Genomic DNA, 12,667 nt, shown 5'->3' with positions numbered 1-12,667 from the left:
AGCTTTGAACAGTTAAATATATAGCAATTGTAAGAACAAAAATATTCCTGACCATAGAACTATACTTACGTATACGAGATCCTGTAAATAACCAGTATCACTCCTACAAAAACAGGAGGGAATTCTACATGAGTGAACACGATGAATTAAAAGATAAGATGTACGAATGGACAGAAAAATATGCAAACAAGGCAGGCTTCAAGCTTAATCCGGACAAAGAAGCCCTTGACTACGTCCTTGACGGGCTCGCTTCAAGGGTAGAAAGGTTCGGCAGGCGTTATTGCCCCTGCAGGATAGTAACCGGGGATGAGAGCGAGGACAAGAAAATAGTTTGCCCCTGCGTATACCATAAGGATGAAATTGAAAAAGACGGGAACTGTCACTGCGAACTTTTCTTTAAGCCTTCCTGATCCGCTGCTATATCAGACATTCTCGGAAAGCAGGTGTCAAATACAGCTGGAGAAGGCGGGAGAGGAAATACCTGAAAGTTTTTCCTTTCTTTCAGCCGCTCAAATCATTCACTCACATCATAGTACTGTCTTTCAGCCTGCAGAAAGTGTGAACTTTAGTATTATTCCCAGGTTTCTGGAAACAGTTAACACTGTAAATTAAGATTAACATTGAGAATTAAAAAGCAATAGTTTAAGGTAGATTACATTCATCTCTTTAACTAAATATATTAAAGCATGATATGCAGGAATTTAAACACCTGATGTTATCAAGCAGCGCTTCCTTCAAACCGGACCTTCTTAGAGAGGAAATATTCGGTTAACCTCATATGCCTGTGTGACGATAATGACATATGGCTAATCTGCCATCCTCTTTAATATAATTAAATTCAAGATAAATTAAATCACAAATTTGACTCAAGGGTGACCTGGAATGACAAATGCAATGGAACTCTATCAGATGCTTCCAAAGACTAACTGCAAAAAATGTGGAAAAACCTCATGTATGGCTTTTGCAGTTGCCCTTATGGCCCGCGAGCTGACACCAGAGGACTGCCCGCCCCTGAAAGAGGAACCCAAATATAAAGAAAGTTATGAAAAACTCAGCGAGATTTTCAAGCCTTCGGAAGGAGCAACCGAAACCGGACTTATAGTTCATGAAGACCTCTGTTTTGGTTGCGGGAACTGCGTGGTTGCCTGCCCTCCGAATGTAGCAAATGACCCCTACGGAGTGGGCTCGGGAAAAGCCCCAACGAATCCTGGCAGGCTTGTCCTGACTGTTGAAGATGGAGTTGTGAAAGCCCAGAACCTGGGGGAGTGCCGCAGATTCGGGAAGAACAAGATCCTCTGTAATGGCTGTATAGTGACCTGCCCTGTAGAGGCAATCGAGTTTGTGTGAGGCGAGAGGATGGAGAAAAACTATTACGTATGCACAGGCTGCGGGATGCTCTGCGATGACATAGAAGTAGATGTTGAAAATAATAAAATAAATAAAGTCTATACTGCCTGCAGGATAGGGGTAGCCCACATGAAAGACGGGAAGGAAAGTGCCGCTTTCCTGGTAGACAATAAACCCGTAGACGAAACAACTGCTATCAGCGAGGCTGCAACTATCCTGAAGAATGCAAAAAACCCTCTTATTTTCGGGCTTGGGACTTCCAGCAACGAAGCCCAGAAACTTGCGATCGAGCTTGCAAAAAAAACCAGTGCAACTCTGGATGATGCTTCTTCATTTAGCCTTGGTGAAGTAATTGAAGCTCTCCTTAACAACAAAACCAAGGTCTGCACTCTTGATGATGTAAGGAACAAAGCCGATGTTTCTATTTTCTGGGGAACAGACCCTTCGGACTCTCACCCGCGTCAACTTTCTAAATACGCCTATTTCCCCAGGGGGACTGAAAAGCAGAGAGGCTGGGAAGAAGAGAGGACTGCAATTTGCATAGATGTCCGGAAGTCACATACTGCAAAGATCTGTGGGAATTATTTCTTCCAGATCCCTCCTGGAGGAGATGCCGAGTTTATTGACGCCCTTATTGCAGCGCTTGCCGGAAAGCTCCCAAAAACCTCTTACAACTTCCCCCCCAAGAGAATCCTTGAGCTGGCAAATATCCTCAAAGGAGCAAAATTCGGCGTAGTTTTCGCAGGGCGTGGTCTTGTTTATTCTCTGGATAACCTCGAACCTCTTATCCGGCTCATGAACGCCCTGAACGAAAAAGCAAACTTCCATCTCGTACCCATGATAAGACAGTACAATACACGGGGCTTTAATGAAAACCTCTTTAAGGAAACCGGGTACGTGAACAGTGTAAAATTTGAAGACGGGACTGTGAAACACGGGCCGGAATATTCTGTCGTTGAATCTCTTAAAGAAAAAACAGTTGATGCCGCACTTATCATTGGTTCGGACCCGTTCTCAATCCTTCCCAGGTCTATTGCAAAGAACCTGCTTGAAGTCCCCGTGATCGTGCTCGACCCCTGTGAAACCCTCACATCCAGAAATGCAAAAGTTTACATCAGCACTGCAATCGATGGAGTAGAGTCAGGAGGAAGTGCAATACGTATGGACGGGGTGAAGGTTGACTTTAAGCCTGCCGTTGAGACAAAACGCCCTTCGGATGAAACAGTTCTCAAAAAGATAATGGAGGCTCTCTGATGGATTTCGGATCTTTTCTTAAAGCCCCTGAAATAAAGGTAAAGATTGTAACCTACAGGGATATCTTTCAGGACAAAGCCATGATTGAAAACCGGTTCGGGGAAGAGTACAGGGACCGCTCTGCCGTAATAAAAATGGACTCTGCCGACCTCAAGCAGTTGAATGTGAAAAAAGGTGAAACCGTAATCCTGAAAAACTCTTTCGGAACGGTTGTGGTCAAAGCCGAAGAATCAGGATATGAGCCATCTCACAGAGGCATTGCGTATATGCCTAAAAGCCCATGGTCAAATATGCTTGTCTCGGACGAAACCGGCGGTACGGGAATTCCTAAATTTAAAGACATCTCCGTGACCGTTACCAGTGCGAAAGGGCAAAAACTGACTGAACTTGGGCTTTAACTGCTCGGGTTTTAATTGTCTCTCGACAGGCTTAAGAAACAAAAAAGCCTTTAAAGGGAACTTAAAAACGGAAATTTTTTTCTTATTTATCTTCTTCCCTTTCAGTTTTTCTCTGGCATAAAAGGATGAAAGCATGGCTGATGTATTCCTTAGATTTACCCGGACCCTGAAAAACGGAACTGTTTTTTATATCTTTGACGGCTTTGAAAACGTAAAATCCAGATGGGAACTGCCCTGCGAGTACCTGTCAGGTTCACATTTTGCAGCCTGGAACGGAATTCTGCTTTACTCTGAAGGAAGTAACGTGAAAACTTTAACCCCGGGAAGCATGGTCTCAGAGAACGAATACAGTAAACTGATGAAATTAATTGAAATCGGAAAAAAGAGATTGAGTGAAATTCAGAGCAAAATAAAGTAACAGGTTGATCTTAAGTAGAAAGTTGATCTTAAAAAAATCGACAGTGTAACATAAGTTCTGTAAAATCACAAATCTCAAGAAGTTCTTTGGTAGAAAATTCCATATAGGGAAATCAATTTTCCCATAATACACAAAAAATTGACTTCAAATTTACAGCAAATTAGGCACACTGCCTTAAAATCTATCTTTGACGATTAACCTTAACCACCATAATAAGCCGTTACTGCCAGTCTGATGCAGAAATGTTTATCATTCGTTCATTTATATTCTGGCTGAAATCACAGCAAAACTTCCTGTGCCGGACCCCTTTTGCGGAAGTTCTATATGTTCTATTTTTTCAGGCTGCATATAGAGTGTCTGGCAGATTTTAATTTCTTTGAACCCGAGACCTGTAAGCCATCCCGACACTTCTGCGGCTGAGAAAAATTTAGCCTCTGAAGAAAACCTACCCTCTTTTTTCCTCGACTCGTAAAAATCTCCGTGCAAGCTGTCTCTGTCAAGTATCCCTATAACAATCTGTCCGCCAGGCTTAAGGACACCTGCAGCCTCGCGGAGTGCCTGTACCGGGTCTTTAAAAAGGGAGAGTGAAGCCACGATCAAAACAAGATCAAAACTCTGTCTTTTGAAAGGGAGGGTTTCTGCAACCCCGAGTACCATCTGGATGCCTCTTTTTTCTGCAATCTCTGCCATTGCCCTTGCAGGTTCGAGTCCGTAAGAAAGCCCGAGAGAAGCTGCAAACCTGCCTGTTCCGGCCCCGACCTCAAGAGCCTTAAGGTTTTCCGGATTCTCAGGAGTAAAGGTCTTCAGGGCAAGAAGCTCAGACTCATATGCAGGTTTGTATTTCTCATACCAGGCATCGTATTCTTCTGCATGCATCTCAAAGGCTTTCCAGGGCTTTATCAGGATCCCTCCAGATGAAAGATTCACTCTACTGTTTTTCGTATGAAGCTTTTTCCTTATGAAGCTTCATTTTTTATATACTGTAATCCGTATCCTTATGAAGCTTCGATTTATACTGTTATCCTTATCCTTATGAAACTTCAATTTATACTGTTATATTTTCCTTATGAAGCTGCTTATTCTCATTTACTATTATTTTGTGCTTTCTTTATACAGGAATATAGCAAGCAGACAGAATATCCCGTAAAGCATTTCAAAGCCAGGAATAGAGCTGATCCCTTCCTGTTCGGAGTTCTGCTCTGCCTGTGAGCCTGTAGTGCTCATGCTTTCCTCGCCTGGGGCTGATTCCGGCTGTATCTCAGCTACATTATTTTCCCCGACATTTATTGTTATAAGTTTCGTGTCCGTGCCGTTCTCACAGGCTGCGGTCAAATTAACGGTATAGGTTCCCGGAGAAGGGTATGTATAAACCGGGGTCTCATCCGGGGAATCAATGACGCCATCGTTTTCAAAGTCCCAGGTTCTTGAAGTTGCGTTTTCCGAAAGGTCAGTGAACTGTACAGAAAGCGGGGCATAATCCTCCGGAGTATTGATGCTCAGGTTTGCTGTTGGAAGGACAGGTTCCGGGGGCTTGTAAGCTATAAGAGGCAAAGGATCAAAGTAATCACTGGTTTCAAAAAGGTATTTCTCATCAGCAATGCCGTCTCCATTGTTATCAGCTGCCGTTTCCGAAAAGCCTGACCCTTCGGGTGTTGCCCAGTAATTTCCTCCGATGTAAGGCCCGCCTACGATATTTTCACCTTTAGTCCTGGACTTATGGTAAACATTTGAAGTTCCGTTATTTGCCTCTACATTCAGGGTGTTACTGAAATAGTTGTTATAAACGAGATTCTTATCGCTTTTCGGACAGACAAAAAGACCGTGAACCTCGTTTAAAGAAATCTTGTTATTGGAAAGTGTGTTGCCGTCAGAGTTTCCTATGTGAATGCCTCTGCCGTTTTCAGAAGCATTATTTCTGGAAAACGTATTGCTGTCAGAAGACTGGACCAGGATGCCGTAATCTTTGTTTCCAGCAACTGTATTTTTAGAAATCCTGTTATCCTTCGAGTTCAGGAGATTGATCCCATACCCACATTCAGAAACTTTATTTTTTGAAACTGAGTTGTGGTTAGACTCCTCAATACTGATCCCTCTGCCACCTTTGATAACTATATTATTTAAAATATCATTATTCAAAGAGGATTTCAGGTATATTCCCCTGAAGTCATTAAAAAATGTATTGCTGTCAATAAGGCAATTAGTGCACCCATGAAGGCATAAGCCCGAACAATTAGCTCCGGCTCCCATAATCGTGAACCCTTCAAGTGTTATATTATCTGCCTCTATCGTGAACACATCGGCAGTCGGGTTGTAACCCTCGATTACAGTATCCTCAGGGTTGCCTGATTCTGACCTTATTACAAGGTTATTCGTTGTTACAGTAACGTGATCGTAATAACTGCCTGGCTTTACGATAATCACGTCACCTGGAAGCGCACTGTTTACAGCTTCCTGCAATGAATCTCCTTTCTGGACAAAAATCTCAGCTGCAGTTCCTGTGCCGGTAATTGACAGAAGAACAAAAAAAGCTGCAAGTAAAATAATTAATCTGTTTATTGTAACTTCTCCTGCAAAGACAGTATGATTGATAATAATGAAAAACCTTACACCTAATATAAATAAACTTGTTTAAATTAGCACTTGATTAATATAAATTAACATATAAAATAGATATAAATCAAATTGAAAACGGCGCAGTTACCTGTAAATGATTCGGAGTACTTTTTAACAGGGTTTCTTTGATCCGGGGATTGCAATTCCACCATCAAGACACTGTCCGATTTCCGACATTTCACAAAGAAGCTACCATTAAACAAAAAATAGAAAACAGGAAGAGGAGTAACTTCATTCCATTACAGCCGGCAAGACTGAGTATTCATAATCTCTGACTTCCTGCAGGCAATAAATAAAAGAAAAATTAAGATGAAGGAATTATTCCTCCATCCAGTCTTCTTTAATTCGGTTGAATCGTCCAGTTTCAGGCTGTAAACTGAACTTCATGCCCGGTATATTTTTCATTATTTTTCATTTTTTGAGCGGATTTTTTTATGCAGTCTCGTTTTCGTAAGTATCCGTTTCTGTCTCGCTGATAGTTGTTTCCGTTGTGTTAGTTTCTGTTGTGTTAATATTCGTTTCCGTTTCATTTTCTGGCATTTCCGGCTCGTCATCCGTTAAATTTTCAGGAATTACGGGCTGCTCTGTATCGGAAACAGCTACAAGAGGAAGATAGTCCGCATAGCCGCTGTTTGAAATATTAAACTCCCCATCGGCAATACCGTCTACATCGGAATCGGCTGTTGTCTGAGAGAAGCCTGTCCCATCAGGTTTTCCCCAGAAATTGCCCCCCAGATATGGTCCGCCTGTTATGCTTGTGCCTTTGGTTTTTGTTGTATTCCAGACATTTCCGACACTGCCCTGCTTAACATCCGCATTAACATTATTGTTTAGATAGTTGTTAAAGAAGGTATTATTGTTGCTTGTAGAAGTCATATGTAAGCCGGAAACACCGTTTGAGACAATATTATTGCCTGAAAGCGTGTTGTCATCGGAGGTGCTCAGGTGAATACCCCTGTTGCTGCTCGAAGCCTCGTTTTCCAGGATATCGTTACCTGATGAATACGCCAACAGAATTGCATATTCTCCATTATTCAACACCGTATTATTCAAAAGGGCGTTCCCGTTAGACGTCATAAGGTAAATACCCCTTGAATTTTCGGATACTTTATTGTTACTGATATCGTTATTATTTGAACCTGTGAGGTATATGCCATAAGCGCGGTTAGAGTCTGCTGTGTTGCCGCTAAGTTCGTTACTGTTGCTTGAGTTCTCCAGGACGATACCGTGGTCATCGCTTTCGCTTGCTATATTATTGGAGAACACATTCCAGCCAGAGCGCAGCAGGTAGGCTCCATACCTGTTTTTCAAAGCTGTATTGTTTACGAGTATATTGTAATTCGAGTCCTGAAGGTTAAGGCCTCTTCCTCCTTCCTGAATGTTGTTATTGACAATTGTACTGTTGCTTGAGAAAGCAAGGTCTATTCCGAGTGTATTGCCGGAAAGCACATTCTCACTGATATTGCAGTAAGTGGAATTAAGTAAAGATATTCCGGAGACATTGTTCTGTAAAACCGTGCTATACAGTATACTGCTGTTTCCTGCAGACGTTAGCAGAATGCCGTTTCTGTTGTTTGAAACTTCATTACCCGACAGTTCACTTTCGCCCGACCTTAACAGGAAAATACCTCTGCTGTTGTTTAATGCTTTGTTGTCTGTAAGGTTGTTGCCGTTTGAATCCCTCAGATAGATCCCATAGACAAGGTTTGAATCCGCTGTATTTCCTGTAAGGCTGTTGTTGGTCGAACCAACTATGTGAATGCCGTTATCCTCATTTGAGCTTACAGTATTGTTCACAAGGCTGGTATCACTGCAACTTTCGAGGACAATTCCATGGTCGACGCTCCCACTTACCTGATTATTCGAAGCTATGTTCGCTTCTGATATAAGGAAATAGATCCCGAACCTCTGGTCTGAAACATTATTTCCTGAGATTGTATTATAGTTTGACCTCTCAACATTGACCGCTCGCTTACCTTCTACTGCCGTATTATTAAGAATAAGGTTATACGTAGAGTTCTTGAGGTATATTCCGAGAGCGTTATTTAAAAATTCGTTATTTTCAATAATACAGTTATTTGATCTTATCAGATAAACGCCGGCACGGTCATATCCTGCACCATTTATGCCGAGCCCTGTAATTGTTACGTTGCTGGCTTCAACATAAAAAACATCTTCAGCCGGACTGGCCGCTGTCACTATCGTATCTTCAGGATTCCCGGAAGCCGACCTGACAGTAATATCACCTGTCGTTATCCTGAGATTGTCAGCATAGTTTCCAGGGCTTATGATAATCTCATCACCCGAGACTGAGCTATTCAACACGTCCTGTATCGATTGTCCGGGCTGGACAGTAATTTCAGCTGCAGCTCCTATACCCAAAGCTGATGAAAAGACCACTAAGGCTAAAAATAGAGCAAATACTCTGTTTATGTTCATCCCCCACGTCAGATGTTATTTATTATTTAGATTTATATATCCCATGTTGAAATAAACATGAAATAATATAAATCTATTAGAAAATAATGTCAGAATAATAGCGATAAAAGTGCATAAAGAAAAGGAAATCGATTCGAGTCTGTTTAAGTAAATTCCATACCTTCTCTTTTTCAATGTTTGAAACCAGCTTTCATAATAACAATCTAACAGTTGCTCCTTCACGAACCAGCCTTATATTTTATTTATCACAGGCAGGCACGCTCCTGAATAATACCCTGTCTCACTGAAATTTATTCACTTTCAGATTTAAGATATTTTTCTCCTATTCCCTATGAAAAGAAGATTTTGAAGCAAGATAAGTCAGAAATATGAGTTAGAAAGTGAGGGTGAAACAATATGAAGAAAAATAAGAGAGTAAAAGCAGGATAAAAATAAGTAAGTGAAAAACAGAAACAAAAAATGTGAAAATGCACAAAAAATAAAATAAAACGGGATGAAGATTAAAACCTCCATCCGTCATTTTTGATATTAAATCTGCTATATTTCCGTTTCAGTTTTTTACTTCCGCCTGTACATGAATGCCGCGGAAAGGCTTACTATTCCGCAAACAATTTCAAAACCCGGCATGGCTGTGTTTTCTTTCTTATCGGATTCCGGAGCAGGTTCCAATCCCGCATCTCCTGGAAGGTCATCAGAGTTGACAGGCTCATTTGCAGGCTTATCAGCCTCTGTTTCAGTTACAGTCTTTTCAGGAGAAGTGTTTGCTTTACCGGTTATCGCGAAGAAAGTATATCCCGGAACATCGGCTGTAAAGTACAGGTATTTGCTGTCTTCTTTCAGCAGGCTGGCCGGGATCTGTTCCCATTTTTTGTCGCTGTACCTGTTAAGAGTGATTGAATCCTGATCTATATTTTTGTCTGTGACCCAGGATTTATCAACCTTGAAACCGATTTCGGGATTCTCGATGTTACTTGAGCTTGCAAACCCGCTATTTCCAACCCAGACATTGAAATACCTGTAGACCTCTCCATCTGAAAGGTTGGAGACAAGTGTGGATTTGTTTTTCAACTGCTCGGCAATCGTAGTGGTCTTGCCGACGGTCTTCTTGGAATCAAAGCCCACGTAATAAACACAGGTTGCATTCTTGGCGAAATCAAACTTTATGGCTTTTCCGTTGGAAACGAATACCTGTGAGAGCTCTTTTACTTCGACGTTCTTTGCAGGCTCAGGTGAACCTCCGCCGCCACCGCCACCGCTGCTTCCGCCACTGCTCTCTTTATCTACAGTTATCGTAGCGGTTTTTTCAGTTGTGCCGTTTGCATTGAAAGCAGTCAGTTTAGCTGTATAAATCCCTCTGAAGTTGTACGTATAAACGAAGCTTGTTTCATTTGAGTCCTCTATTCCGTCACCATTAACGTCCCAGCTCCTTGATACCGAGTTCTGGGAAGTGTCAGTAAAGAGAACCGTAAGGGGGTAATATCCTCTGGTAACATTAGCTGTAAAGTCTGCTACAGGAAGAACTGCACTTCCATTTCCTCCCTGTTCAGGCTGCAGTACAGCTATGGCAGCAGTCTTTGAAGCTGTACCATTCAGGTTATTTGCTCTCAGGGTAACTGTATAGTTTCCTGCTGTCGAGTAAGTATGCGTTGTATTCTTTTCGGGTGAACTGGCCCCGTCTCCGAAGTCCCAGTTCCATCCGATTGCATTTTGTGAAAGGTCGGTAAACTCGACTGTAAGAGGAGCATATCCCTGGGTAACGTTGGTGCTGAAGTCCGCCTCAGGAAGCACAAGGTAAACTTCTAAAAGCGGGAGATAGTCTGTTAATTGATCTCCTTCATATATGATGTCAATAATGCCGTCCCCGTCTGCATCATTATTTTTGTATATCTGGGAGTGGTCATTATACTGCACAGGATCAGCCCAGTAGTTTCCTCCGATATTGGACCCGCCTGCAATGTTTCTACCTGAAGTTTTTGTTACGTTCCAGGTACTCAGATTGTTATTGTTGTCCGCATTCACTGAATTATTCAGGTAGTTATTGAAAATAAGGTTACGAGTACTCTGACGGCATAAGTACACACCGGCTCTGCTGTTCAGATATACACGATTGCTTGAGACATTATTGTTTGTTGAGGAATTCAAAGAAATACCATACGGATTATTATAAGCCTTATTTCCTGAAACTTTGTTGTTGCTGGAAAGCGAGATCATTATCCCATTTGAGTTATCAACATCTACATTATTATTATATACTTCATTTTCAGAGATAGTGTTCCCGTTTGAAGTCATTACATAGATACCTTTAGAATTGCCTGTAGCGGTATTGTTGAACAGGGCGGTGTTGTTCGAATTCACAAGGTAAATCCCGTAAACACCATTTGAACTGGCAACATTGCTGCTAAGGTTATTATCGGCACCTGCATTTTCAAGATAAATACCGTGGCCTGTATTTGAATTCAAGGTATTGCCTGAAACCTTATTTCCGCTGGATCCTGAGGTTATATAAATACCTCTGCGGTTTTCGGAAGCGATATTATTGGACACGTTATTGTTGCTGGCGCCTCCAAGAATAATACCATTGGTGGTACTGCCGCCGGTATTCAGTGTTGCTTCATTGCTGATAATATTGTTGTTACTGCAGTTCTGGAGAACTATGCCGCCATTTAAGCTTGAATGCGCCTTATTTCCTGAAACCGTGTTTGCGCTTGACGTATAAGCCAGGTAAATGCCCCTATTATTATCGGATGCAGTATTGTTGACAACATTATTGTTGTTGGAATATATCATGGCTATTCCATAGTCGTTTTTTGAAACAGTATTGTTTCTCAGGACATTATTATATGCAGTGTTCAGGTGAATTCCATGAGTGAGCGTGTCTATAGAGCTGTCAGAAACTATGTTATCTGAGATTTCATTTCCTGAAGAAGTATAAACCTCAATACTATTATTGGTACTGTTAAACACATTATTACTTCTCAGGAAGTTTTCGTTTGAGTTTGACAGAATTATCCCGTACATTCCATTTGAGTTTAATCTGTTATTTTCGACAGTAATATTTGTTGCATACTGCACGTGTATACCATTGTCTCTACTCAGGTTTACAGTATTTTCCAGTACCCTGTTAGCTCTGGAATCAGAAACATAAATTCCATATCTCTGATTCAAGACACTGTTGCTCAAAACATCAGTGTAATTGGACTGTTCAATATTGATAGCTCTGCCCGTGCCTGGGTTATTGTTTTTGGTGGCTATGTTATTGCGCACCAGAGTAAAATCCGAACCCTTCAGATATATCCCCAGGGCATCATTGTGTAATATGTTGTTCTCAACTTTACAGTTGTTACTTTTATACACATAAATGCCTGCTTTGTCGTTTCCTGCTCCAGTAATATTCAATCCTTGAATTGTTATGGTATTACTGTTCCGTATAGTGATTACATCTTTGTTCACGTCAGCAGGTGCGATCACCGTATCTGCCGGATCTGCGGAAGACTTGATTAAAAGGTTAGTTTTTCCGTTTATATCGACATTTTCCGTATACGTTCCGGGGTCAACGATAATAACATCGCCCTGATTCGCAGCGGTAACAGCAGCCTGTATTGAATCCGTAGAATTAACATAAATATCAGCCGCTGCCCCTGCACAGGAGCTCAATGTTAATATGAGAGTGGCTAGTATTAAAATTCTTATTCTGTTTATTCTAATTCCTCCCGTCATAGAAGAAATTTTTCAAAGATACTTCCTACAATTAGTTAGACATTAACTGCGAATACAATATAAACATATTGGTGATAATTAATATTTTTAGGAGGAGATAAAGTTATAGGACTACGCAGAGTGAAGTTATTTTATTGAAATAAAACTGATATAAGATTCAGACTGCATTCCATGACAAAATTAACAGGATATCCAGCAGAATATTGACGGAATCAGCATTCAATTACAATTGATATAAAGATTAAAGATTATAGCATTGAATATATGAGAATTATACTGCAGAGTGAAGTTAATCATAAATTCGGAGGTAATATACGGCGTTAACAAAATAAATTAAGTTTAAAAGAGAAAAAATAATATATTTTAAGTGTTTTTGATTGAATTCGAATAAACATTAAAATAAAAAAGAATAAAAGATATAGAGAGCTATGCATACATTGTAGTGCAGAAAAAAGAAGAAAAGTAACATACAGTAATAAAA

9 protein-coding genes are annotated in these 12,667 nt (G+C 40.9%); 5 read left to right on the top strand and 4 right to left on the bottom strand.

Going from position 1 to position 12,667, the window contains the following annotated elements:
• Window positions 1-128 precede the first annotated feature (128 nt).
• The 5 genes from MSMAS_RS06755 to MSMAS_RS06735 all read left to right on the top strand — a co-directional run bounded on the left by MSMAS_RS06755 (window position 129) and on the right by MSMAS_RS06735 (window position 3,417).
• Complete coding sequence (locus MSMAS_RS06755) at window positions 129-410, top strand: ferredoxin-thioredoxin reductase catalytic domain-containing protein (protein ID WP_011032011.1); 282 nt, start codon at window positions 129-131, stop codon at window positions 408-410.
• A gap of 472 nt (window positions 411-882) precedes the next feature.
• Window positions 883-1,347 (top strand): (Fe-S)-binding protein, encoded by a 465-nt coding sequence (locus MSMAS_RS06750; protein ID WP_011032012.1) that lies wholly within the window; start codon window positions 883-885, stop codon window positions 1,345-1,347.
• 9 nt (window positions 1,348-1,356) lie between these two features.
• On the top strand, window positions 1,357-2,601 hold the full coding sequence (locus MSMAS_RS06745; protein ID WP_011032013.1) for a formylmethanofuran dehydrogenase subunit B: 1,245 nt from the start codon (window positions 1,357-1,359) through the stop codon (window positions 2,599-2,601).
• Window positions 2,601-2,999: a molybdopterin dinucleotide binding domain-containing protein gene (locus MSMAS_RS06740; RefSeq protein WP_011032014.1), complete on the top strand. Its 399-nt coding sequence runs from the start codon at window positions 2,601-2,603 to the stop codon at window positions 2,997-2,999. The genes MSMAS_RS06745 and MSMAS_RS06740 overlap by 1 nt, the downstream gene beginning before the upstream one ends.
• A gap of 133 nt (window positions 3,000-3,132) precedes the next feature.
• On the top strand, window positions 3,133-3,417 hold the full coding sequence (locus MSMAS_RS06735; RefSeq protein WP_011032015.1) for a hypothetical protein: 285 nt from the start codon (window positions 3,133-3,135) through the stop codon (window positions 3,415-3,417).
• A 261-nt stretch (window positions 3,418-3,678) separates the two neighbouring features.
• On the opposite strand, the gene MSMAS_RS06730 is transcribed toward MSMAS_RS06735, so the two are convergent.
• The 4 genes from MSMAS_RS06730 to MSMAS_RS06715 all read right to left on the bottom strand — a co-directional run bounded on the left by MSMAS_RS06730 (window position 3,679) and on the right by MSMAS_RS06715 (window position 12,186).
• Window positions 3,679-4,344: a class I SAM-dependent methyltransferase gene (locus MSMAS_RS06730; protein ID WP_011032016.1), complete on the bottom strand. Its 666-nt coding sequence runs from the start codon at window positions 4,342-4,344 to the stop codon at window positions 3,679-3,681.
• Between the two features lie 165 nt (window positions 4,345-4,509).
• Window positions 4,510-5,874: a NosD domain-containing protein gene (locus MSMAS_RS06725; RefSeq protein WP_011032017.1), complete on the bottom strand. Its 1,365-nt coding sequence runs from the start codon at window positions 5,872-5,874 to the stop codon at window positions 4,510-4,512.
• A gap of 588 nt (window positions 5,875-6,462) precedes the next feature.
• Entirely contained in the window at window positions 6,463-8,469 is a 2,007-nt protein-coding gene (locus MSMAS_RS06720; protein WP_011032018.1) for a right-handed parallel beta-helix repeat-containing protein, read from the bottom strand.
• A 558-nt stretch (window positions 8,470-9,027) separates the two neighbouring features.
• Window positions 9,028-12,186 (bottom strand): NosD domain-containing protein, encoded by a 3,159-nt coding sequence (locus MSMAS_RS06715; RefSeq protein ID WP_048046384.1) that lies wholly within the window; start codon window positions 12,184-12,186, stop codon window positions 9,028-9,030.
• Window positions 12,187-12,667: the final 481 nt, after the last annotated feature.

Source organism: Methanosarcina mazei S-6 (assembly GCF_000970205.1).
In the GTDB taxonomy this organism is placed as follows: Archaea; Halobacteriota; Methanosarcinia; order Methanosarcinales; family Methanosarcinaceae; genus Methanosarcina; species Methanosarcina mazei.
Note: the sequence above shows the minus strand (reverse complement) of the source record. Positions and strands in the feature narration are given on the sequence as shown.

Excerpts from the sequence above, each read along its gene's own strand:
- MSMAS_RS06750 (WP_011032012.1), top strand. The coding sequence starts at position 883 with ATGACAAATGCAATGGAACTCTATCAGATGCTTCCAAAGACTAACTGC.
- MSMAS_RS06745 (WP_011032013.1), top strand. The coding sequence starts at position 1,357 with ATGGAGAAAAACTATTACGTATGCACAGGCTGCGGGATGCTCTGCGAT.
- MSMAS_RS06720 (WP_011032018.1), bottom strand. The coding sequence starts at position 8,469 with ATGAACATAAACAGAGTATTTGCTCTATTTTTAGCCTTAGTGGTCTTT.
- MSMAS_RS06715 (WP_048046384.1), bottom strand. The coding sequence starts at position 12,186 with ATGACGGGAGGAATTAGAATAAACAGAATAAGAATTTTAATACTAGCC.
- MSMAS_RS06755 (WP_011032011.1), top strand. The coding sequence starts at position 129 with ATGAGTGAACACGATGAATTAAAAGATAAGATGTACGAATGGACAGAA.
- MSMAS_RS06740 (WP_011032014.1), top strand. The coding sequence starts at position 2,601 with ATGGATTTCGGATCTTTTCTTAAAGCCCCTGAAATAAAGGTAAAGATT.
- MSMAS_RS06735 (WP_011032015.1), top strand. The coding sequence starts at position 3,133 with ATGGCTGATGTATTCCTTAGATTTACCCGGACCCTGAAAAACGGAACT.